The organism is Propionispira raffinosivorans DSM 20765 (assembly GCF_000381065.1).
GTDB lineage: Bacteria > Bacillota > Negativicutes > Selenomonadales > Selenomonadaceae > Propionispira > Propionispira raffinosivorans.
In genome coordinates this window covers 109,550-130,729 of record NZ_KB905848.1, presented here as the reverse complement: position 1 = coordinate 130,729, position 21,180 = coordinate 109,550, and the positions used below count along the sequence as shown (strand labels likewise).

The following is a 21,180-nucleotide window of genomic DNA, read 5'->3' as shown; positions in this document are numbered from 1 at the left end:
TTCATCGGGAGAACGGTTATCTTTTTCTTTGAAGGAACCTGATGTTTGATTTTGTTTCACCCATTTATCAAAGGTAGAAGGTGTCAATTCGTACTCGCGAATGATGTCCTGTCGGGGTTTATTATTTAAATATAACTGGACAATTTGGTTTTTGAATTCTTCTGTATAAGTTCTGCGTTCACGTTTGCTCATTGTAAATCTCCTCATCTTATATTGAGTTTAAGTGTACTTGACCTTATTTTATCTGTCCAGTTTAGTGTAACCTATCCATTACCTTTGACTGTAATATTAATTAAGGGGGACAGAATTATGGAAGTGCAGGTTGCTAAAACAACTAATGGTATAGAGGAACAAGTCATCAAAATCATAAGTGAGGAAGATAAAAAAAATCCACTAGCAGATCAAGAGATTTCTAGCAAATTATATATTAGTCGGAGCAGAACTGGTGAAATCAGAAATGCTTTAGGAATACCGGATGCACAGGAACGGCGTAAGACTTTACTTCAGGAAGAAATAAAAAGAATATTAAAGGAAAATCCTAACATCTCTGAACGTAATTTAACAACGGAACTAAATACATTGGGTTTTCATATATCCAGAAATACGATAACAAATAGTTTTTTTGATACATTACAGACAAGTGGTTTTGCAAAAAATGGAAAAAAAGAAAAAATAATGCAAGATCCTTTAGAAAATAAAAAGCCAAGTGATATTTTTTTGATAATGATAGGTCATGAGAGAAGTTTAAAACCAAAAATAGAACAGGCTAAGGCAGCAATCTTGTATCCACCCAATGGTTTACATACCTTGATTATAGGTGCTCCTGGAGTGGGGAAGACGGAACTAGCGGAGCTAATGTATAAATTTGCATTGGTTTATAAAAAAACGAATGCAAATGACTATCCATTTATTCCCTTTAACTGTGCTGATTACGCGGAAAACCCACAATTACTGCTTGCACAGCTTTTTGGGTATCGTAAAGGTGCTTTTACGGGAGCAGAAAATGATCAGGATGGGCTGGTGACAAAAGCGGATGGAGGAATTTTATTTCTTGATGAAGTCCATCGCCTGCCGCCCAATGGACAGGAAATGCTATTTCAGTTGATCGATAAGGGACATTATCGAAGGCTGGGAGAAACGAATACTCTTCATAAAGCAAAAGTTATGATTATTGCGGCAACTTCGGAAGATATAGAGAAAAATCTTTTGATTACTTTTCGGCGGAGAATATCTATGGTGATAGAATTACCTTCGTTAGCGTTGCGGACTTTAGAAGAAAGACTCGATATGATTCGAGAGTTTTTCTTTCAGGAATCGACATTACTGAACAAAAAAATTATTGTAACGGTACAGGCATTGCGCAGTTTATTAAGCTACAACTGTGTGGGGAATATAGGAGAGCTGCGGTCAGATATTCAGGTATCCTGTGCGAAGGGATTTTTAGAATATGTGACAAACGGTCTTGAAGATGATTCTATTATGATTGATGTACCGACTTTGCCGATTCATATTTCGAAGAGTTTATATAATATAGTCTGGGACAGGAAAAAAGTTGAAAAAATTCTTTCCGATGATTTGGTTTTTTTACCAGGAACTAAGCTGTTTGAAAAAGTAAAAGAAAGTGCATATACATTTCCCAATGATATTTATAAAAATATTGAGGAGGAATACCAGCAACTACAGCAACAGGGATTATCGGACGAAATTATTAATCGTATTATTACGGATGGACTTGAAACCAAGCTGAAAAAAATAATCAGCCAAATTAAAAATAATAAATATAACTTAATTACAAAAGATTTGAAAGTAATTGTACGTCCGGAAATTATACTGTTAGTCGAAAAAATGCTTACGATAGCAGAAGCGAATTTAGGTAGCTTTGACAATACATTATTTTATTGTTTGGCAACACATTTGAATGCTTCGATCGACAGAATAAAAAATTGCAAATACAGTTCCAGTCTTTGTCTACATAATGTAAAACAATATTATACGAGAGAATATGAAGTGGCTAAGAAAATGGCATCTCTGACAAAAGATCACTTGGGAATAGATTTGCCAGAAGAAGAAGTCGGATTTATTGCTATGTATTTAAAAGCTACTACAAATAAAGATGTTTATGATACAGCTGCAATTGGAATCGTTGTTGTGTCACATGGAAATGTTGCGCAGGGAATGGTAAGTGTGGCGAATCGATTTTTAGGTGTTGATTTAGTTAAGGCTGTTGAGATGTCATTGGATGAAAAAATTGAAATTGCATTTAAAAGAACACTGGAGGCTGTAATGGAGGTAGATCAGGGAAAAGGCGTCTTGCTGTTGGTTGATATGGGCTCATTGGATACATTTGGAAATCAGATTACTTTACAGACCGGTATAGCAACACGGACAATTACCAGAACTGATACCTTAATGGTGATTGATGCTGTTCGAAAAATTTTATTGCCGGAAAATAATTTGGATATGGTGGCAGATTCTTTAACAAAAGAAAAAATTATCAAAATATCTCATTTGGATAAAAATAGAAAAAAATCGAATTATGCCATAGTTTGCTTTTGTTTAACAGGAGAAGGCGTAGCTCAGTATATTGCAAGTATAATCAAAAAAGAGGTTTTACAAATATGCAATACAATAAATATAATACCAATAGGGGTACTGGATGCAGTGACAATAAAAGAACAGATTGATGCGATTATGCAAAATTCAAATATCCTTATAATTGTTGGTTCGATCAATGAACGATATCATGATATACCTTTTATTTCTGCGGCAGAGGTGATACAGAACGGACCACAAAAACTGATTGAAATGGTGCAAAACCGATATGAAGCAAGTCAGTTGTATATAGATAAAGTTTTTTCTAAAGTTTTCAATAGGGAGCTTATTGAAATAAATGAAGAAGTAAAAAGTAAAAAAGAGGCATTGGTTTTATTGGTAAATAAACTTGTGGATAAAAGTTATGTGACCGAGAATTATATAAAAGGTGTTATGGCAAGGGAAAATATGGGATCCACTGTAATAAATAACTGTTTGGCTATACCTCATGGATATGGGGAAGACATTATTAAATCTGGTATAGGAATTTTGGTCTTGAAAAAAGCCATTGAATGGGAATCAGGGGTAACGATTTCTTTGATATTTATGCTGGCACTGAATGAACAGTCACAAAATGAGTTTCAGCGAGTTTATAGAATCATTAGTAATTTAGATATTATTTCGCAAATAGAGAAAGCAGAAAATGCAGATGCCATTTTTCATTTGTTGGAAAATGCCTGATTTTTTAGTGTAGTTGATTCATAAAACCTCTTTTTAAGAATAAGTTAGGGAATGCTTGTCGAAATTGTTTTATAAATGTTACGGGAGTAGGTGATTGTCTATGCCAGCAAAATAAATCTAATCAACAAGCGTTTTACTTGTCTCACTGCTTTGTATGAAGTTGGCAGTGACCACGGTAAAGTTCGATGGATTTGCAACAGTTAAAGGTATTGGGTACAATATAGGCACAATAGAGAGCGGGCTGAGCAGCTTAATCTCTATTGTGCCTATATTTATTTTATTTTTCCAATACCAAATTATAATAACCGTCTTTTCCTTGAGTGGAAAAAGCCTGTAATGCATCATACGCACGCTTGGCTTGCCAGCCGCTAAGCAGAGCAATTTCTTTTAACAGCTCACTTTCTTGATCGTTGCCGCCTAACTTATTAAGCAATTCAACCTCAGGTTCAAGGTCATGAATATCTCCCAAATAATCCTGCACCTGCTTCAAAACAGTTGCTATACGAGCTGCTTGCTGATCTTTTCGTGTACGCGCATACCACTCCAATATATAGCGATTTTTTTTGCATTTAATCCGCAAGCGATGCATCGCTTCATTATCCATAATATCTATATTCTTCATTTGCTGACGCAAATTTTTCAACCATTTTTTTAATCGCCAATCCGTATAACTTTGCCAAGAATCTTCTTTACCTTGCGTTTTTTCATTTAAAACCCAAACTAAAAAGGCTTGTAGATCTTCGGTCAATTTACCTGTTTGCAGGGATTCGTTAAACAAAGCCAGTAGATTATTTCTATGCTTTGACAGGCAATCACTCAACGGGCTTTGCAAACTATCTACGTTCAGCAAGCTGCTTACTTTCTCCCATTCAGCTTGCAGTACATCCAATTCCCGGATTTCTGCCGTACGTACGCTCCAACTTTGCAAAATATTTTTCCAATATTCTTGCGATTCAACAGAATATAGTAAGGCAACAAAAGATAAATAGGCTCGCAGCTTTCTCAACGCAATTCGTAAAGCATGAACACCTTCCGCTGAGCCATCCAGCGGAAAATACTTCGTCTGCGCAGTCAAGGCGGTGCGTACCGCTTCGGTCATAAAAGAATCTACCGTGGTTAATGAATCAGTTTTCTTTTTCTGTTTTAATTTATGTGCCAATTTTTTACTCATACTTTTTCACCATCCTTTTATTATAAACGCTGAAACTGCTTTGGTCACCGCTTTGTAATTTTTATATAGTCTAAATATTCCGTTAATAATAACTTCGTAAGTTTTTAAATTTTATACAAGTATAAACCTTTTAATATATAAGCTCAAGCTAAATATTAACTGTTAAAAGAAAAATTCCTATTAAAAATGTATCGTTTTGAAACCGGATTTTATACGGTTTATATAGATTGGGCAGAACTTTATGAGAAAATAAACAATATCGCAATGGCGATTGGTGATTATACAAAGGCAATTGCTTTAGCACCGGATCAGTCAGCACTTTATATGCGAGGGTAAATTGCTACAAGATAGTAGGTCAGAAAAAATTAGCTAAAGCAGATTTAGCTATGGCTAGGCACCTTCAGAAAAGAGCTAAATAAATTATAAAAATGACATTCTTCAAATAAAATAATACAGCTGATGAAAACAAGATCTGTAGGGGGCGGGATAAAGTAAATTATCTCCTCCAGTACAGGTCTTGTTTAGGCGTGTCCTTCATGAGTTTAAGCTTTTTTTAGATCTATTCGTTTTGCAAATTCTTCATCTGTCATATTATATACGGCATCGAGCAGGGCAGCCCGAAAGGTTCCGGGACCAGTGGAGTTTTCGGCAGCAAGTTCACCACTAATACCGAGACTGGTAATGGATAATAGGCATCCGTTGAAAATATTTTGTGAAAAGATGCAAGCTGCAGTGAGTACATTGAGCATGCATCCAGTGCCTGTTATATTAGTGAGTCCTGTCGTGCCATTGTTGCCGAGAAAGGTAGTGGTTCCATCGGTTATAATGTCGGTTGGACCACTTGCAATGATTACCGCTTTGTTTTTGCGGGCTAGTATCTGTAGTATGGTGATTATGTCGGGGGAGAGCGTATCGCCTGATCCGACATCAATGCCGCAGGCATTATTACTAAGACCGGCGAGAGCTTTTAGCTCGGAGAGGTTTCCTTTAAGAACATTTGGCTGACACGCAGCAATGAATTTTTGGGCGAATTCTAGGCGAAAGTCACTGCAGGCAATGCCAACAAGGTCAATGATGGAGGGAATCGATTTCTCATGGGCAACTTTGCCAGAGATTAGCATAGATTCAAGGCGTGCATCCGTGACATTGCCGAGATTTACGGCCAAAGCAGCAGATGCAGCTGTAATCTGAGCAACTTCGGCAGGATGTTCAGCCATGATTGGTCTGGCACCGGCTGCAAGTACGATATTTGCGCAGTCATTAATCGAGATGGGATTGGTCAGGCAGTGAATTAGTGGACCGGCAAGGCGAATTTTGTGTTTTAGACTGAGAAGATCGTCTGTGAGAGTTGTTTTATTTATCATAGATTTTCGCTCCTAGTTTTTGCTGCATTGTCTTGAGCATACCGTTTTTACGCATAGCAATGAGAAAGAAGTAGGCAATTGTGCCGCCAATCAGTGTGCCGGAGATGAAAAGTGGTACATAGAACATCCAAGTGAGTTCGGTTTTTCCATAGAGCAAAGCCATAACTGGATAAGATACAATGGCACCGATGAGACCTGTGCCAATGACTTCACCGATAACAGCGCAGATGAGCTTGCCACCTGATGCTCGATAGAGCAGTCCGGATAATACAGCACCAAATACAGCACCTGTCAGTGCTAGGGGAGGAATTCCCATAAGCAGCATACGCAGTACTCCAATCGTGGTCGCACATAGAAGTGCATACCATGGTCCCAGCAACACAGCACAGGTAATGTTGATAAAATGTGCCATTGGACACATACCTTCGATTCGAAGAATGGGTGAGATAACGACGCCAAGTGCAACAAGCATCGATAAGACAATAAGCTTAAAAAGATGTGCGTTTCTTTGCATAAAAAAAATACCCCTTTGACATAAAGTTTTGAAAAACAAAAAAGCCGCTGTCCGAAAGTTTCGGCAGCGACTGCATATTGTCAAAAAGAATAATATTCACCAAAACAAAATAGCAAGTCCTACAGAACATTCCAGCAGGTCGGTCGAAGCTGAAGCTTCCTCTCAGTCCGAAACACGGACTCCCTCGCTATTTAGTTGTTTGTTATAAACTGACGGACGCTCCTCCGTCAGCTAATGGAAATAAGCTTTATCTATTAATTATATCGATTTCAACGGTGAATGCAAGCGGAAATATGCAGAAAAAATGAATTAACAGCCCAATATTCATTTTTTACTTTTCTGATACTGATATTTTTGATAGAATGAGTGATGAACGGATTGATGGTAAATTTTTCTTTTAGCGTAGCCTGCTAGGCTATGACTTCAATATAATAAGAGGATAAAAAATGAATTTTAATGTTCAATCTATAAGTTGGGATAATGAAAAAAGAATAAACAGAGCAAAGGTCATTGCGGCAGAAATAGCTTCTGCCACTGAACTTAAAAAGTCTTATAGTGCTTTAGAATTTGGTTGTGGAACGGGGCTTGTTAGTTTTAATCTTTATGACAAGCTTAAAGATATAGTTTGCATTGATACATCAAAAGGTATGATCGATACATTAAACACAAAAATAAAACAGCATAAAGTAAAGAATATGGCAGCTTATCAACACAATATTAATGATGATTACTTGTTAACACCTAAATATGATTTAATCTATACATCTATGGCGTTACATCATATTGTCGATGTTGATACAACGTTGGCCAACTTATATAAATTACTAAAGCAAAACGGATGTCTATGCATTGTGGATTTAGATGAAGACGATGGTAGTTTTCATAAAGCAGAGACTGATTTTAATGGGCATAATGGTTTTAATCAAACTGAATTAAAGCAAATTCTTGTAAAAGTTGGATACAAAGGGTTACGTTCGAGTACATTTTATAAAGATGTAAAAAATATTGAGGGAGTTATATTGAACTATTCATTGTTTATTATGATTGGGAGAAAGCTATGAGGTAAGCATATAATAGAAAGTTACCTGATGGCGAAAAATTAGCACAATCGGCATTGGTATCATTGTCATAAAATGGTAGAATAAATAATAGATGTTAGCAGATATGTGTACGGAGGGTCAATATGATAAAACAAATCCGTTATTTTCAAGCAGTTGTTCGCTGCAAAAATTTTACGGAAGCGGCAGAGGTTTGTTATATTTCACAGTCAGCAATTTCCCAGCAGATTCAGGCTTTAGAACGTGAACTTGGTGTGAAGCTTCTTAATCGTGAAAAACGTAAATTTTCTTTGACACCAGCGGGGGAATACTTTTATCGGAAGAGTTTGGCTTTTATCGATGACTTTGAGCTAGTATGTCAGAAAACTGCCCGCATTGAACATGGTAAGGAAAAAAATTTACGTATTAGCTATCTGAAACATTATGCTGGACGTGAGTTACAGCTTGCCATTGCCGATTTTATAGAAAATATCCGGCACTTGGTATACTGTCCGTTGCGTAGCGATTTTGCGCGATGGCAGGCAGATAAGTCGTGACTATTATGCTTTTTGGCGCGTCGGTAATGATGAAAATCCTAATGAAGAATTTGCGGCGATGCTTAAAGAAAAATTTATGCAAGTTGATGAATTCGCAAATGAAAAATAAAATAGCGTATGATTTTAAAGACTGTATTCAAGACATTGAGTACAGTCTTTTTTTATAAGTTTTTCTTATGGATAAATTCATAAAGGTGAATTGCTCTTAGTTTGTGCAGGGGGGGGAATAAAATCAGTAATGAGGACATGAAGATGGCGCAATGCATTAGTGAGAGTGTTAAATCCGGCACCACTCCTTATGCTTCTTGGGTTTCAGGCACTCAAAGCAATGATCAAACGACTTGAAGAGCGTATTGCAGATTATAAGAGTCAGAAAAAATTAGCCGTTTTGACAGATATTAAAAATTAATGTTTTAGGTAGAGAAAAAACGAGAATTTCAACAAAAATTTATTTTAGTAAAGATCCATTAGGTCATCGAAGTAAAAAAATAAAGAACGAAAAGAAATAAACAAATTTCTTGACTTAGAGTTAACTGCAGGTTGTACACTAAAAAGGAACTTATAATATCAAACAAATTAGGAGGGATGTTTTTTATGGGAATTTCAAGACGTGATTTTGTTAAATTGGCTGGTTCGGCAGCTGTTGGGGCAGCTCTATCTGCTAGTATTGGTGGAGTGGAAAAAGTGCTTGCGCAGGCACCTGTTATTGGTAGTACAGATGTAACGGGTGGTGTAAGTACGGTTGGTTCTACAGCAAAAGTATATTTTACAAAACAGATTGATGCAGACCATTTAATTCGTTTGTATGATAAGATCGACGAGGGCATCTATGGAAAAGTTGCCATTAAATTGCATACAGGTGAGCAGCATGGTCCTAATATTTTGCCACGTGACATGGTAAAAGCCTTTCAAGCGAAGGTTCCTAATAGTGCAATCGTTGAAACGAATACCATGTATACCGGAGATCGAAATACTACAGAAAAGCATCGTAGGACGTTAGAAGTTAATGGCTGGACATTTTGTCCAGTGGATATAATGGACGAGGACGGCGCAGTTATGCTGCCAGTTCGAAATGCACTCCATCTTGAAGAAGTATCAATGGGCAGCCATATCGTGAATTACGATTCGATGATTGTACTTACACATTTTAAAGGTCATGCTATGGGCGGATTTGGCGGATCGCTCAAGAATATTGCTATTGGCTGTGCTGATGGAAAAATTGGCAAGCGTATGGTTCATGGATTTAAAAAACCAACGGCGCCAGAAGGTGCGGATTGGAACGAGATGGACACAAAAGATTTATTTATGGAAAATATGGCGGATTCAGGTAAAGCAACGGTTGATTATTTCGGTAAACATATCATTTACCTCAACGTTTTACGCCGTATGTCAGTAGATTGTGATTGTGCTGGTGTGCGTGCAGCAGAGCCAACAATTTCCGATATCGGCATTTTGGCATCGACAGACATACTGGCAATTGATCAAGCATCGGTAGATATGGTCTATGAAAAACCAGCAAAAGAGAAACATGATCTTGTGGAACGCATTGAATCCCGTCATGGGCTGCATCAGTTGGATGCTATGCGTGAACTGAAAATGGGCAATGATAAATATGAACTGATTTCTCTGGACTAAGATAGCTTGTGTCATCAAAATTAAATGGAAAAATGTATAAAACAGTCTGGGAGACTGTTTTATATGCAGACGATGCGGACTCTTGCGAGAAATATGGCATTTTTCCTCAAATGTAAGGAAGCTGGTTTGAAAAATGGTGTTGCTTTACCGGAAAAAGAGCAAGGAATTTTTACAAACTTTATTCACGAATAAACCATTTGCAAAGGGCATTTTCAGCGTTGAAAGGGCTTTTTGTAAGTATGAGATAAAATCAATTATTTGTAGCAGACATAGAACTTAGAGTGGAAGACGTGCGTAAATTGCATGCCAAGTTAGTTCGTCATAAGAGTGAACCCGGACTTTGGTGAAGAGATTAAAGTGGGAGGTATTTATCTGATGAAGCAAAAAAAATTTTTGATATTGAGTTTGCTGATATTTTTAGTAACAGGAGGTTTTTTTGCTTTTTCAATATGGTATAATGCTTTTTCAATAAGTGAAGAAGAATATGCTCGACAAAGTCAGGAATTGGTGGAACAGAGTATACAGTCTTGTGATTGTATAGAATAGTAAGTAGACAGTCAACATATTTGTTGACTTCGAGTTTACTGTATATGGTAAGGTGAATTTTAACAGGAAAAATTATATTTGGGAGAGTGAGTATAACATGAGTAAAAAAGTGTTGATTTTATCAGGCAGTCCGCGTAAAGGTGGAAATTCAGATATTCTTTGTGACCAGTTTATGCAAGGTGGTAAGGATGGCGGCAATGAAGTTGAAAAAATTTTTATTAGAGATAAAAAAATAAATTATTGTATCGCCTGTTATGCCTGCAGAGGTACAGGTAAATGCGCCTATAAGGACGATATGGCGGAAGTACTTGAAAAAATGATTGCAGCGGATGTCATTGTTATGTCATCACCGGTGTATTTTTATTCTTTAGATGCACAGATGAAGACACTTATTGACCGAACTGTTGCACGTTATACAGAGATTACAGACAAAGAACTATATTTTATTATTACAGCAGCGGATACAAGCATTCCCATGATGCAACGTACAATTGAATGCTTCCGTGGTTTTGTCGACTGTCTTAATGGAGCACAGGAAAAAGGTATTGTTTATGGAGTTGGTGCCTGGAATCTTGGTGAGATCGAAGGTACTAAAGCCGTACAGGAAGCTTATGAAATGGGGAAAAATGTATAAGTGAAGTGAGCATGTAGTGAAAAATATGGAATTTTATTCGCTATATGAAATACCTTTATGTAAGTAAAATATTTAACATTGGATGCCATAGCAAGGATTAATCAAGCTCAAGTTGCGCTGTTAGTTTTGAGGTATAAATGGATAGAGAAACGGACGTGATGGTATGCAGGCAAGGCAAAGAATTGGTATTATGAGTGGAACATTCGACCCGATTCATATGGGGCATTTGGTGACAGCCGATGCGGCTCGAATGGAATATGGACTGGATCAAGTGGTATTAATTCCGGATACTTGTCCGCCGCATAAACAGCAGATGGTGGTCACGTCGATCCAGCATCGTTATAGGATGGCACTGCTGGCAACAGATTCTAATCTTTATTTCAATGTGTCATCTCCCCTGGAAATCAATGGCCCAGGTCCATCCTACACCATCGACACGATTAAAGCCTTGAAGAAAAACTATGGTGAGAACACGGAACTCTATCTGATCATCGGGTCTGACCTCATTCGAAGTTTGCCAAGTTGGTATGGTATTGACGAATTGCTGTGTTTGTGCAAAGTGATAGTTGCGCCCCGTCAAGGATCAATTGGTGCCATCGAAGCGGTGATTCATCATTTCGGAGAAGCAGGAAAACGGCGGATTTTCCGGATGGAAACTCCTGAACTAGAGATATCTTCAACTGATATCCGGGAAAAAGTACGGGAAGGTAAGTCCATTCGCTATATTGTACCGGAAAGCGTTGAACATTATATTGATAAGGAAAAATTGTATCGCAGTTACTAAATTCGAATAGGAATATTGTAGTATAAAAACTTTTAGGATTGTCTGCGTTGATGTTTTGATGGCACTATTTAACATAGTGCTTTCAAAACAAGGCAGATTTTGAGAAATATAAAGTAAAATTGAGTCAATGAATGGTGACAGAAGAATATGATTTATTGTTTACTGCATGGAGTGAGAACATACTCTGTGCAGTTTTTTATTTATGAGAGAAATATATATTACAATATTACAACATTTATAGAATAAAAGTTTAATTTCATACTTGACATACAAATAAACTATGCTAATATTATAATTACAAATAAAACATATATTAATTATATGTTTTAGCGTAATTATTTTAAAAATAATGAGAAGGCATGGTGAATTTTTTATGACACAGACAAAGAGAGAACTTGTGGAAGCGGCATTAGAAAATAAAAAAATAGAACGAGTACCTGTTGGATTTTGGTTTCATTTTGTAGAGAATGAAGATAAGGCGGATGCATTTACCGATCCAACACTTTCTGAAAAAAATATTGAGGGGCATCGAGCTTTTTATGAGGCATTCAAACCGGATTTTGTGAAACTGATGAGTGATGGATATTTTATTTATCCGCATCCAGCGTTCGCTGCTATTCATTCGGCAGTAGATTTTGGCAAATTAGAGCCACTTGGTAAAGATCATCCTTGGATTGAAAAACAGGTTGCTTTAGTCAAAGAATTACAGAAATTTATTAAACGAGAAGTATTCACCTTTTATAATATTTTTGCCCCAGCACGTGTACTCGAATGGTCATTACCGAATTATAATAAAACCTTACTTGGTGACTTTATTGCGGAAGATAAAGCGGCTGTTAAACGTGGGCTGGACGTCATTGCACAAGATATCGCAACGCTAGCGGAACGAATCATACAAGAAGGTGGTGCGGATGGAATTTATTTCAGTGTACAGAATATTGATGATTCACGTATTACAAAGGATGTATATTTAGATGTTTTTGCTCCAGGTGAACAAAAAATATTACAAGCAGCAAATCGTGCGAACCTGAATAATGTTTTGCATATTTGTGGTTATGATGGACACCATAACGATTTGACGTGGTATGTTAACTATGAGGTAAAAGCATATAATTGGGCGGCGATTGTAGAAAATATTTCCTTGGCAGAAGGGAAAAAAATCTTTGGTGGGAAGGCTGTCATTGGTGGCTTTGGCAACACGGTAGAAGACATTCTCGCTAAAGGTGATGAAGCAGCCGTCAAAGCGGAAACACAGCGTTTGCTTGCAGAAGCAGGTCGTGAAGGCATCTTATTGGGAGCTGATTGTACTGTACCGCGTGGGTTAGCGTTAGAACGTCTTGAATGGGTACGTGACGCAGGGAAAAAGTAAATTTATTTGATAAAAGTTGTAAGGAGATGGAAATTATGAAATTGAAAAACGTTTTTGGGTTATTTATTATAGCTGGTCTTGCTTTGGGGTTAGCTGGCTGCGGCGGTGCAAACAAGACAGTTGATAAATCTTCCGGTGCAGCCGAGGGTGGACCTAAAGTTGTTCGTATTGCCCATACACAAGCTTATGTACCTTATGATTTTGTGAATGATAAGGGTGAATCCGACGGCTTCGAAGTTGCTGTATTACAAGAAGTACAAAAACTTTTGCCACAGTATAAATTTGAATTTGTGCCAACCTCAGATGATGATCTTTTAATTGGCGTTGAGTCGGGAAAATACGATTTGGGTACAAAAGGTGCATGGCTCACCGAAGCTCGTAAGGAAAAATTCATTTTCCCGAAAGAGCCAGTGGGCGCAAGTGTTATCGGTTTAGTATATCGTAAAGACAATGCCGATCAGATTAAGGATATTGAATCCTTTGCCAAGTTTAGTGGCAAGCTAGTACCGATTGCACCACAAAATGCTCAATATAATGTTATTGAAGCTTTTAATAAAACGCATGCGGATACGCCAATTAGGTTGGTTTCTTCGGAAGCTTTTACGGTTGCTGATGCATATACCTGGGTTTTAGAAGGTCGTTATGATGCTTATATTGATATTGAACTTAGTTACAAAAGCAATGTGGAAAAAGAAACCGGTTCTTACCACAATTTAGCGGATAAACTTTCATTTGTAAGATATAAAGCGATTCCAACCTATCCAGTTTTCAATAAAAAGAATCAGCAATTGGCTGATGATTATGATAAAGCAATTCAACAATTAAAAGATAGTGGGAAGATTAAGGAACTCGAAAATAAATATTTTGGTGAAGATCTTTTCCAATATGTAAAAGACTGATTGCTTAAAGGAGAGAATCCCTATGCGTCCATTTTCTCTACAATTTTTAGTTGATGTTTTTCCAATATTGCTGCCCTTTTTGTCAGCAACGCTTGCTGTGGTAGTGGGAACGATTTTTTTCGGTTCCATTGCTGGCGGGTTATTGGCTTGGGCGAAAGAGGGTTCTTACCAGCTTTTTCGGCGATTGGCACAAGCTTATACGTATATCATTCGCTGCACGCCGCCGATCATACTTTTGTTTATTGTGTTTTACGGTTTACCAAAATTTTGTTTGGAAGTATTAGATACGAATATCAATGATTATGACAAATTGTTTTTTGTAATTATAAGCTTCACCTTTCTTTTTGCTGCACCTGTTTCTGAGGTTATGCGGTCTGCATATGAAGCGATTGATCACGGACAATATGAAGCAGCTGTTAGTATTGGTCTTAGTCCGTGGCAGGCGTTTTTTCATATTGTTTTACCCCAGGCGACCGTCGTAGCTTTGCCGAATTTTGGCAACTCGGTCATTAGTTTAATGAAGGATGGCTCGTTAGCCTATACCATCGGGTTTATTGATCTTATCGGTAAGGGGCAGCTTATTGTATCAATGAATTATGGTGCCTATGCAATGGAAACATATTTGGCTTTGGCATTGATTTATCTGATTCTTACCATTGGTATGGAAAAACTATTCCTTTGGATTGAACAAAGATTTTCTCGGCATAAACAGGCAGCTTGACAAGGGAGGAATAGGCAATGGAAATCAATTATAAATTTTTAATCGATACATTTTATATTGTTTTGGCAGCTGTGCCAACTACGCTTAAACTTACCATTATACCTCTTTTGGCGGCAGCCCCTTTCGCTTTCGTGATCGCTCTTATTCGCTTGCAAAAAGGCAAGAACCTTTGGAAGGTGCCTGTGAGTGCTTATGTCACTTTTGTTCGAGGTACACCGATCGTATTGCAGATTCTCATGATTTATAGTTTGTTGCCAAGTCTGCTTAACGCACTGATGAAAGCCTGGTCATTTGATATTAATGTGTTTGACTGGGACCCTATTTTTTATGCATATATTGTATTTACGTTAAATATTATCGCGCTTTTATCCGAAGTACTGCGTTCAGCGTTTGGTAGTGTTGAAAAAGGACAGCTTGAAGCCGCCGAGTGTGCGGGATTAACGAAGGTGCAGGCATATATTCATATTTTACTGCCACAGGCAATGGTTGTTGCTATGCCGAATATTTGTAATCTTACGGTGAATTTAATTAAAGGAACATCACTGGCTTTTTTGATGACGGTAAAAGATATGACTGCAGTGGCAAAAGTTTCAGCTTCTTATGGGTACAATTACATTGAGGCTTATTTGGATGTTTTTGTGGGGTATATTATCATCTGTTCAATTGCACAGGTGTTATTCCATTTTGCTGAAGCACATATGGGACGGTATCGTCTCAGTAAACAAAAGTAGGTGGATAAAATGTTGAAAGTAAAAAATATATATAAAAAATATAAACAAGAAGAAGTTTTAAAAGGTGTTGATATCACGGTCGAAAAAGGTGATGTCGTTGTTGTTTTGGGACCGAGCGGTTCGGGAAAAACAACTTTACTGCGTTGCATGAATTTTTTAGAACGAGCCGATCAGGGCGAGATGGAATTCGACACCATATCTATTGACATGCATAAAGTGTCTTCCAAAGAAATTGGCAAAATTCGCCAAAAAACAGCATTTGTTTTCCAAAATTATAATTTATTTCAAAATAAAACAGCTTTAGAGAATGTAACGACGGGTCTCATTGTGGGTAGAGGAATTGTGAAAACAAAAGCAGTTGAAATTGGCATGAAGGCTTTAGAAAAAGTCGGACTTGCGGATCGGGCTTCTTTTTATCCGTCTCAACTTTCTGGTGGACAGCAGCAACGAGTAGGTATTGCCAGAGCAATTGCTGTGGAACCGGATGTTATTTTGTTTGATGAACCAACTTCAGCCCTTGATCCTGAACTTGTGGGAGAAGTATTGGCTGTTATTAAACAGCTGGCAAAAGAAGGAAAAACAATGGTTATTGTGACGCATGAAATGAAATTTGCTGCTGATGTTGCGACAAATGTCGTGTTCATGGCAGATGGCAAGATTGTTGAAGAAGGACCGCCCAAAGAAATATTTCTCAGACCCAAAGAAGAACGCACGAAAACGTTTCTCCGTCGCATCCTACCGCAAGAAGAATATAATATATAAACGGAGAGGCAATTTTCATAAATTTACACCGACAAATTGCTATTAAATTATCTACGTTGCGTGATGTCGTAGAACGATTGCAGGGGATAAAAAAACTCAGGAAGATTTAAGGATATATAGTAGAATGTATTCGGGGTGGTTGTATGCTGCTATGGAATAGTGAGTAAGCATCTTCTTAATATGTTTAAAATTTTAGAGGTAAATTCTTCAAAATAGACGCTTCATTTTAATGTGGGGCGTTTTTTTATGCCTTAAAATGACAGTGCGTGTTCAATTTGATCTAGTGCTATCGTCATTTATGGAAGTTTTTGAAAATATATTAATCACACATGATTAGCATTTTTAAAAAATATAGTTGACAAAGTTTCATATAAATACTAGAATGATATTCATAGTATTCATATAACCAGAGTATGATATTGCTTTGACGAAAATATCTGTAGGTTTATGTTATACATTTTATCCTTTACAGATAGTTTGGAAATTACATACCGTTTATCAACTGACTAGAAAACTAGAGGTTATAAAATTTGCACTGTGCATATTTTATAACCTCTTTTTTTATGCCAATCCAGCGATTGCTAACTATATGATAGTAGTAGGTTTAATACCATGCTGTTATATATGCAATATAAGAAATTATATTATAAATTTTGAGAGGTCAAAGGTGGAAATTATGAAAATTAGCAAAATTATTACCGTAGTAATGATGAGTTTAGTAAGTATTGTCCTGCTTACGGCATGCGGCACAACCAATAGTGATACAAATGTAAAGACAATTATTGTTGGTACAGGCAATAATTATGAACCATATTGCTATTTAGATAAGGACGGGAATTTAAGTGGTTATGAATATGAGGTATTAAAGGCAGTCAATGAATTATTGCCGCAGTATAAATTTGAATTTCAAACGTATGATTTTGCGAATGTGCTTATTTCATTAGATGCTGGCAAAATTGATATTGGTGCACATCAGTATGAATCAAATGAAGAACGTCAGAAAAAATATTTATTCGGACAAGAAAGCTATACGACGTATACAACGTATGTTACAGTAGCGGCAAAAAATGAAACGATTCATTCTTTAAGTGATTTACAGGGTAAGAAGGTCAAGACTTCAACTGGCAGTAATTCAACGTATCTTTTGGAAAAATTCAATGAAACGCACAAAGATAATCCAATCATTTTGGCTTATGCCGATAATAGTACCGATGAAGAAACGGTTGTTGGCATTAATAATGGGGTCTGGGATGCAGTCATTGTAACAAAACGTGATGCGGATAAATTCAATAAAGCATATGGTAACGGGCAGTCTGTTCTCAAACAAGTGGGGGAACCTGTTGCTACATCCAAGACTTACTTTGTGTTTGCGAAAGGTAATACGGAATTGCAGACGGCAATTGATGGAGCTTTGAAGAAATTAAAAGAATCAGGTAAATTAGCTGAGATTTCTACGAAAGTAATTGGCGGTAATTACACAGAAAGTGAGTAAATAGCGATGGTGGATTTGTTTGATTGGGACAGGTTTTTTACAAATATACCCCAAATTGTAGCGTATCTACCGGTTACTTTTAAAATTGTTTTTTATGCTACGTTGTTTGGTGTCATTTTGGCTATGCTGGTTGCCGTGATCCGGATAAAAAAAATACCGATTCTTCATCAGGTGGCGGGGATTTATGTATCTTTTATGCGTGGTACTCCAATGTTGGTTCAATTGTTGGTTGTCTTTTACGGGATTCCGATCGTGATGCAGCAATTGTTCAATATTAATGTAAATCGTTGGGATAAAATTATTTTTGTATATATTACATATATACTCAATCAGGGAGCTTTTTTATCGGAAATCTTTAGGTGCTCCATTTTAGCGATACCGACTGGACAACTGGAAGCGGCTTACTCTGTTGGATTGACACAATTTCAAGCTTTTCGGCGGATTATCCTGCCTCAGGCAGTGCGGGTAGCGGTTCCGAGTTTTGGCTCTGACTTTATCGGGTTGTTTCAAAATACATCATTGGCATTTTTAATTGGTGTTGTAGACATTATGGGCAGAGCAAAAACGATTGGGACAGCTACAAAACATGTATTAGAAGCGTATGTTTTTATTGCGATATTTTTTATTATTATCAGTTTGCTGGTCAAAGGTGCGTTTTATCTTTTAGATAAAAAATTAGCCTATGGCAGATAAGGAGATACGATGGGTTTTAATTTTATTTATTTTTATGACTCTGTGCGATCGGGTATCGAGTATCTGCCGAATACCTTTGAACTGACCTTTATTCCAATATTGGTTGGCTTATGTTTGGGAATATTGATCGCTGTAATTCGGGTTTATAGAATTCCCTTTTTCGCCCCGCTATTGGCTTTTTTGATTACGTTATATCAGGGTATACCGCTTGTCGTAGCCTTGATGATTTATCATCTTTTGTTTATGGCTACATTCAATAATTTTGCAGCGGTTTTACATTTAAGCATCAGCATGGCTGACATTAATACGATTTGGATTGGTATTTTTGCTTTATCACTGCATGCGACCTGCTATATGGAAGAATCCATAAAAGGTGCGTTTTTCTCCGTTGACCAAGGGCAGTATGAGGCAGGGTATTCAGTAGGCTTGACGAGGCTGCAAACGTTGCGACGGATTATTATTCCCCAGGTTATTCCAGTAGCATTGCCGATGCTGACGAATAATATTGTGGGTACCATTAAAGGTTCTTCGATTGTTATGGTTATTGGAATAACAGAAGTGCTGGCAGGTTCTGTTATTCCAGCTTCAAAAACATATGCTTTTTTTGAAGGCTATATCGCTGCTGCTTTGATTTATTGGATTTTTACAATCCTTGTCGAAAAATTTGCCAGGCGTATTGAAAAACGGGGTGATAAATACAGGAGGAATTTAGTATGATCGAAATTAAAAATGCAAAAAAGTCGTTTGGGAAAAATGAGATATTACACGATGTTTCTATTCAGGTTAACAAAGGCGATGTCATTGTAATACTTGGACCAAGTGGTTCAGGAAAAACAACTTTACTGCGCTGCATTAATTTTTTGGAAAAAGCCGATGCCGGTACATTGACAATTGGTGAGCAAACGGTAGATTTGAAAAAAGCTTCAAGCAAAGAAATTTTGGAAATTAGACGCAAAACAGCGTTCGTTTTTCAAAATTATAGCTTGTTTCATAATAAAACAGCCTTAGAAAATGTTATGGAAGGACTGATTACAGCACGGCATGTACCATATGGGGATGCGAAAAAAAAAGCAGAAGATACATTGGCTTGGGTGGGGTTATTGGCAAAAAAAGATGCCTACCCATGCCAGTTATCAGGGGGACAGCAGCAGCGTGTTGGGATTGCCAGAGCTGTGGTCTTAGATCCTGAGGTTATCTTATTTGATGAGCCAACCTCAGCACTGGACCCTGAACTGGTTGGTGAAACACTCGCGGTTATAAAAAGTGTAGCTGAGCGTGGTATTACGATGATTGTTGTCACGCATGAAATGTCTTTTGCGCAAGATGTCGCGAGCAAAGTTGTCTTTATGGATGGTGGTTTTATTGTCGAAGCGGGTACTCCGGCAGAAATTTTCCGACATCCCAAAGAAGAACGAACGAAACAGTTTTTGGCACGGATTATTTCGGCAGAAAATATGTATTATATTTAATATCGTGAATGAAATAGGCTGATGTCGGGTGGCTTTAAGCTAACCGAGTTATGAGCTTTTCAATGAGGAGGAAGCTGCGTGGGTGAAATATATTCGGGGATTCGTGAAAGCAGACCCCATACATTTAATGATTTAGGCGATACCAGCCAAAATTTAGAACAGGATTTTAACAAGGGTTGTTTGAAAAAGGCGGATCGCAGTTTCGCACAGGGACTGCAATGCCAACAGATTAACAGTATGGCAGCATTGATGTCGTTGGATGATTCCGTGTTTATTGCTCATTCGCCGCAAGGCTGCATAGGTTGTACTACAATGGCAACCGATGGTTTTCGTGTAGGTCAGGCTCATCGTGGTGTGAAACTGATAAAAAATCCACGGATTATTGTGAGTAATATCGATCAAAATGATGTTGTTTTCGGGGGTGAAAAAAAACTTCAGGAAGCGATTGTCTATGCCGGGGAACGTTATAATCCCAAATTGATCTTTATTTTCACCTCATGTGCATCTGGCATTATTGGTGATGATGTTGATGCAGTCATTCGAGATTTACAACAAACGAATAAAGCCTTATTGATACCGATTCATTGTGAAGGCTTTAAATCAAAAGTTTGTGCATCTGGTTTTGATGCGGCCTTTATTTCGATAGCAAAGTATATTTTAAATAAAGAAAAAACCGAAAAGATACCAAATTTGATCAATTTATTTGCACCAACAACCGTAAGTTATAAAGACCAGCTGGAAATTGAAAGAATGCTGGCGACATTGGGGGTAGAAGCAAATTATATACCATTTTACAGTTCTCTAGAAAAAATAAAGAAAATACCGGCAGCGGTGGCGTCAACTTCCATTTGTAAAGTTTTTGCCGATGAGTTTATGCAAGAACTTGCCGATGTTTATGATATTCCGTTTTCTCATACGGTAATGCCAATTGGTGTAAGAAATACCGATAAGTGGTTTCGTGGCATCGCGAAAATTGTTGGCAAAGCCAGTGAAGCAGAAAAAATCATTGAACAAGAGCATGCTCGGGTTTTGCCGGAAATTGCTAAGATCAAAAAGCGGCTCCAAGGTAAAAAAGTTTTTATTTGCGGTGGTACAGGACGATCGTTTGCGGCTGCGGCTTTATTAGAGGACTTTGGCATGGAACTGGTTGGTTTGGAAACACCTACATATGATGTTGATGCGCAGATTGATATTGAATATTTAAATGGAATTCATAAGAATTTTGTGGTGGATATTGCCAATATGCAACCATTTGAGCAGATTAATCTTGTCAAACGCTTGAAGCCCGATGTATTTATTGGCGTGCCAACCTGGGCGGCACGCCTTGGTATTCCAACTACGCATGTTTTAGATATGAAACGACCAACGATGGGGTATGATGGTATTTTGTATTTGGGCAATAAAATTGCCGATCAGGTAGATAATCCAGGATTCAATGTGAAACTTGCCAAACATGCCAGACTGCCTTATAGAGAAAACTGGTACACAGAAAATCCATTTAAATATATCGAAGGATAGGAGTTTAAACC

Annotated in this window: 25 protein-coding genes; 21 read left to right on the top strand and 4 right to left on the bottom strand. The window is 37.4% G+C overall.

All coding sequences use genetic code 11. The features are described from left to right. The coding region (locus tag F606_RS0109840) for a transposase (RefSeq protein WP_019553720.1) at nucleotides 1–192 on the bottom strand (192 nt) is incomplete at its 3' end. Between the two features lie 117 nt (nucleotides 193–309). On the opposite strand from F606_RS0109840, the gene F606_RS0109835 reads away from it, so the two are divergent. Further along, nucleotides 310–3,273 (top strand): sigma 54-interacting transcriptional regulator, encoded by a 2,964-nt coding sequence (locus F606_RS0109835; protein ID WP_019553719.1) that lies wholly within the window; start codon nucleotides 310–312, stop codon nucleotides 3,271–3,273. 277 nt (nucleotides 3,274–3,550) lie between these two features. On the opposite strand, the gene F606_RS0109830 is transcribed toward F606_RS0109835, so the two are convergent. After that, nucleotides 3,551–4,444, bottom strand: a complete 894-nt coding sequence (locus F606_RS0109830) for a CHAD domain-containing protein (RefSeq protein ID WP_019553718.1) — start codon at nucleotides 4,442–4,444, stop codon at nucleotides 3,551–3,553. 186 nt (nucleotides 4,445–4,630) lie between these two features. Here F606_RS0109830 and F606_RS23215 point away from each other — a divergent pair, with 186 nt between their 5' ends. After that, nucleotides 4,631–4,780, top strand: coding sequence for a hypothetical protein (locus tag F606_RS23215; RefSeq protein WP_019553717.1), 150 nt, complete (start codon nucleotides 4,631–4,633; stop codon nucleotides 4,778–4,780). Between the two features lie 206 nt (nucleotides 4,781–4,986). Here the strand turns inward: F606_RS23215 and thiM are convergent, their stop codons facing one another. Together thiM and thiW are read right to left on the bottom strand one after the other, a co-directional pair. Next, a complete protein-coding gene (thiM, locus tag F606_RS0109820) occupies nucleotides 4,987–5,808 on the bottom strand; it encodes a hydroxyethylthiazole kinase (protein ID WP_019553716.1) in 822 nt (273 codons plus the stop codon). Beyond that, complete coding sequence (gene thiW, locus F606_RS0109815) at nucleotides 5,798–6,322, bottom strand: energy coupling factor transporter S component ThiW (protein ID WP_019553715.1); 525 nt, start codon at nucleotides 6,320–6,322, stop codon at nucleotides 5,798–5,800. The genes thiM and thiW overlap by 11 nt, the downstream gene beginning before the upstream one ends. A 446-nt stretch (nucleotides 6,323–6,768) precedes the next feature. Here thiW and F606_RS0109810 point away from each other — a divergent pair, with 446 nt between their 5' ends. From F606_RS0109810 to F606_RS0109720, 19 genes are all read left to right on the top strand, one after another. Then, nucleotides 6,769–7,383 carry a class I SAM-dependent methyltransferase gene (locus tag F606_RS0109810; RefSeq protein WP_019553714.1) on the top strand — a complete coding sequence of 205 codons (615 nt, stop codon included), beginning with the start codon at nucleotides 6,769–6,771 and terminating at the stop codon, nucleotides 7,381–7,383. 122 nt (nucleotides 7,384–7,505) lie between these two features. Continuing rightward, a complete protein-coding gene (locus F606_RS20940) occupies nucleotides 7,506–7,916 on the top strand; it encodes a LysR family transcriptional regulator (protein ID WP_019553713.1) in 411 nt (136 codons plus the stop codon). After that, nucleotides 7,888–8,025 (top strand): hypothetical protein, encoded by a 138-nt coding sequence (locus F606_RS23470; RefSeq protein WP_154651139.1) that lies wholly within the window; start codon nucleotides 7,888–7,890, stop codon nucleotides 8,023–8,025. Before F606_RS20940 ends, F606_RS23470 begins: the two co-directional genes overlap by 29 nt. 165 nt (nucleotides 8,026–8,190) lie before the next feature. Continuing rightward, nucleotides 8,191–8,325 (top strand): hypothetical protein, encoded by a 135-nt coding sequence (locus tag F606_RS23820; protein ID WP_019553712.1) that lies wholly within the window; start codon nucleotides 8,191–8,193, stop codon nucleotides 8,323–8,325. A gap of 185 nt (nucleotides 8,326–8,510) precedes the next feature. Beyond that, nucleotides 8,511–9,551 (top strand): DUF362 domain-containing protein, encoded by a 1,041-nt coding sequence (locus F606_RS0109790; protein ID WP_019553711.1) that lies wholly within the window; start codon nucleotides 8,511–8,513, stop codon nucleotides 9,549–9,551. 63 nt (nucleotides 9,552–9,614) lie between these two features. Next, on the top strand, nucleotides 9,615–9,743 hold the full coding sequence (locus tag F606_RS23815; RefSeq protein ID WP_019553710.1) for a hypothetical protein: 129 nt from the start codon (nucleotides 9,615–9,617) through the stop codon (nucleotides 9,741–9,743). A 183-nt stretch (nucleotides 9,744–9,926) separates the two neighbouring features. Next, the gene (locus F606_RS23195; RefSeq protein ID WP_019553709.1) at nucleotides 9,927–10,097 is read left to right on the top strand and encodes a hypothetical protein; all 171 of its coding nucleotides are present in this window, start codon (nucleotides 9,927–9,929) and stop codon (nucleotides 10,095–10,097) included. A 97-nt stretch (nucleotides 10,098–10,194) separates the two neighbouring features. Next, a complete protein-coding gene (locus F606_RS0109775; RefSeq protein WP_019553708.1) occupies nucleotides 10,195–10,731 on the top strand; it encodes a flavodoxin family protein in 537 nt (178 codons plus the stop codon). 163 nt (nucleotides 10,732–10,894) lie between these two features. Further along, a complete protein-coding gene (gene nadD, locus F606_RS0109770; protein ID WP_019553707.1) occupies nucleotides 10,895–11,515 on the top strand; it encodes a nicotinate-nucleotide adenylyltransferase in 621 nt (206 codons plus the stop codon). A 373-nt stretch (nucleotides 11,516–11,888) separates the two neighbouring features. Further along, nucleotides 11,889–12,884 (top strand): uroporphyrinogen decarboxylase family protein, encoded by a 996-nt coding sequence (locus F606_RS0109765; protein ID WP_019553706.1) that lies wholly within the window; start codon nucleotides 11,889–11,891, stop codon nucleotides 12,882–12,884. A 35-nt stretch (nucleotides 12,885–12,919) separates the two neighbouring features. After that, entirely contained in the window at nucleotides 12,920–13,783 is an 864-nt protein-coding gene (locus F606_RS0109760; protein WP_019553705.1) for a transporter substrate-binding domain-containing protein, read from the top strand. A gap of 22 nt (nucleotides 13,784–13,805) precedes the next feature. Then, a complete protein-coding gene (locus F606_RS0109755) occupies nucleotides 13,806–14,504 on the top strand; it encodes an amino acid ABC transporter permease (RefSeq protein WP_019553704.1) in 699 nt (232 codons plus the stop codon). A 17-nt stretch (nucleotides 14,505–14,521) separates the two neighbouring features. After that, nucleotides 14,522–15,235: an amino acid ABC transporter permease gene (locus tag F606_RS0109750; RefSeq protein ID WP_019553703.1), complete on the top strand. Its 714-nt coding sequence runs from the start codon at nucleotides 14,522–14,524 to the stop codon at nucleotides 15,233–15,235. A 9-nt stretch (nucleotides 15,236–15,244) separates the two neighbouring features. Further along, complete coding sequence (locus tag F606_RS0109745) at nucleotides 15,245–15,997, top strand: amino acid ABC transporter ATP-binding protein (RefSeq protein WP_019553702.1); 753 nt, start codon at nucleotides 15,245–15,247, stop codon at nucleotides 15,995–15,997. Between the two features lie 676 nt (nucleotides 15,998–16,673). Next, on the top strand, nucleotides 16,674–17,489 hold the full coding sequence (locus tag F606_RS0109740) for a transporter substrate-binding domain-containing protein (protein ID WP_019553701.1): 816 nt from the start codon (nucleotides 16,674–16,676) through the stop codon (nucleotides 17,487–17,489). Between the two features lie 6 nt (nucleotides 17,490–17,495). Beyond that, nucleotides 17,496–18,182 carry an amino acid ABC transporter permease gene (locus F606_RS0109735; protein WP_019553700.1) on the top strand — a complete coding sequence of 229 codons (687 nt, stop codon included), beginning with the start codon at nucleotides 17,496–17,498 and terminating at the stop codon, nucleotides 18,180–18,182. A gap of 9 nt (nucleotides 18,183–18,191) precedes the next feature. Next, nucleotides 18,192–18,899: an amino acid ABC transporter permease gene (locus tag F606_RS0109730; protein WP_019553699.1), complete on the top strand. Its 708-nt coding sequence runs from the start codon at nucleotides 18,192–18,194 to the stop codon at nucleotides 18,897–18,899. Next, nucleotides 18,896–19,651: an amino acid ABC transporter ATP-binding protein gene (locus tag F606_RS0109725; protein WP_019553698.1), complete on the top strand. Its 756-nt coding sequence runs from the start codon at nucleotides 18,896–18,898 to the stop codon at nucleotides 19,649–19,651. The genes F606_RS0109730 and F606_RS0109725 overlap by 4 nt, the downstream gene beginning before the upstream one ends. A 78-nt stretch (nucleotides 19,652–19,729) precedes the next feature. Then, complete coding sequence (locus F606_RS0109720; protein ID WP_019553697.1) at nucleotides 19,730–21,169, top strand: nitrogenase component 1; 1,440 nt, start codon at nucleotides 19,730–19,732, stop codon at nucleotides 21,167–21,169. Nucleotides 21,170–21,180 lie beyond the last annotated feature (11 nt).

Bases quoted from the DNA above. Each gene is read 5' to 3' on its own strand.
- F606_RS0109835 (WP_019553719.1), top strand. From the start codon at position 310: ATGGAAGTGCAGGTTGCTAAAACAACTAATGGTATAGAGGAACAAGTC.
- F606_RS0109830 (WP_019553718.1), bottom strand. From the start codon at position 4,444: ATGAGTAAAAAATTGGCACATAAATTAAAACAGAAAAAGAAAACTGAT.
- F606_RS23215 (WP_019553717.1), top strand. From the start codon at position 4,631: ATGTATCGTTTTGAAACCGGATTTTATACGGTTTATATAGATTGGGCA.
- thiM (WP_019553716.1), bottom strand. From the start codon at position 5,808: ATGATAAATAAAACAACTCTCACAGACGATCTTCTCAGTCTAAAACAC.
- thiW (WP_019553715.1), bottom strand. From the start codon at position 6,322: ATGCAAAGAAACGCACATCTTTTTAAGCTTATTGTCTTATCGATGCTT.
- F606_RS0109810 (WP_019553714.1), top strand. From the start codon at position 6,769: ATGAATTTTAATGTTCAATCTATAAGTTGGGATAATGAAAAAAGAATA.
- F606_RS20940 (WP_019553713.1), top strand. From the start codon at position 7,506: ATGATAAAACAAATCCGTTATTTTCAAGCAGTTGTTCGCTGCAAAAAT.
- F606_RS0109790 (WP_019553711.1), top strand. From the start codon at position 8,511: ATGGGAATTTCAAGACGTGATTTTGTTAAATTGGCTGGTTCGGCAGCT.
- F606_RS23815 (WP_019553710.1), top strand. From the start codon at position 9,615: ATGCAGACGATGCGGACTCTTGCGAGAAATATGGCATTTTTCCTCAAA.
- F606_RS23195 (WP_019553709.1), top strand. From the start codon at position 9,927: ATGAAGCAAAAAAAATTTTTGATATTGAGTTTGCTGATATTTTTAGTA.
- F606_RS0109775 (WP_019553708.1), top strand. From the start codon at position 10,195: ATGAGTAAAAAAGTGTTGATTTTATCAGGCAGTCCGCGTAAAGGTGGA.
- nadD (WP_019553707.1), top strand. From the start codon at position 10,895: ATGCAGGCAAGGCAAAGAATTGGTATTATGAGTGGAACATTCGACCCG.
- F606_RS0109765 (WP_019553706.1), top strand. From the start codon at position 11,889: ATGACACAGACAAAGAGAGAACTTGTGGAAGCGGCATTAGAAAATAAA.
- F606_RS0109760 (WP_019553705.1), top strand. From the start codon at position 12,920: ATGAAATTGAAAAACGTTTTTGGGTTATTTATTATAGCTGGTCTTGCT.
- F606_RS0109755 (WP_019553704.1), top strand. From the start codon at position 13,806: ATGCGTCCATTTTCTCTACAATTTTTAGTTGATGTTTTTCCAATATTG.
- F606_RS0109750 (WP_019553703.1), top strand. From the start codon at position 14,522: ATGGAAATCAATTATAAATTTTTAATCGATACATTTTATATTGTTTTG.
- F606_RS0109745 (WP_019553702.1), top strand. From the start codon at position 15,245: ATGTTGAAAGTAAAAAATATATATAAAAAATATAAACAAGAAGAAGTT.
- F606_RS0109740 (WP_019553701.1), top strand. From the start codon at position 16,674: ATGAAAATTAGCAAAATTATTACCGTAGTAATGATGAGTTTAGTAAGT.
- F606_RS0109735 (WP_019553700.1), top strand. From the start codon at position 17,496: ATGGTGGATTTGTTTGATTGGGACAGGTTTTTTACAAATATACCCCAA.
- F606_RS0109730 (WP_019553699.1), top strand. From the start codon at position 18,192: ATGGGTTTTAATTTTATTTATTTTTATGACTCTGTGCGATCGGGTATC.
- F606_RS0109725 (WP_019553698.1), top strand. From the start codon at position 18,896: ATGATCGAAATTAAAAATGCAAAAAAGTCGTTTGGGAAAAATGAGATA.